At 42.0% G+C, this 338-nt stretch carries 1 protein-coding gene; it reads right to left on the reverse strand.

The window, feature by feature from the left end:
* Positions 1-63: 63 nt before the first annotated feature.
* The coding region (locus HC176_RS18185) for a hypothetical protein (RefSeq protein WP_167920402.1) at positions 64-338 on the reverse strand (275 nt) is incomplete at its 5' end.

Below are 338 nucleotides of genomic sequence, written 5' to 3' on the forward strand. Positions count from 1 at the left end.
TTCCGAAACCAGGAAAGGAGTCTTGACTCTTGATTTTGGCAGCGAAGCGATCTTGACTCTCCCCTAATATCTCTCAAAAATGATAAAAGTAGTCTCTGCTTCAGGAACTGATACATAGAGATTTTCCACTTTAATACGGTTCTCATTGATCTGTTCAAAAAAGAGTTCAGAAGAACCTTCCTGGCCGGAAGCCAGGCTCAGGAATAAAGTATTGTCTTCGATGAGATAGATATATTTTTCAGAATTCCCATCTCCGTCAATCCTTGTGAGGTGGTTGTTCTCTCCAAAATGCAGGGTAGTTCTATCCGGCACCGGAGATGATTCTATCCAGGTTCCTA

The sequence above is a fragment of the Tamlana crocina genome (assembly GCF_012037625.1).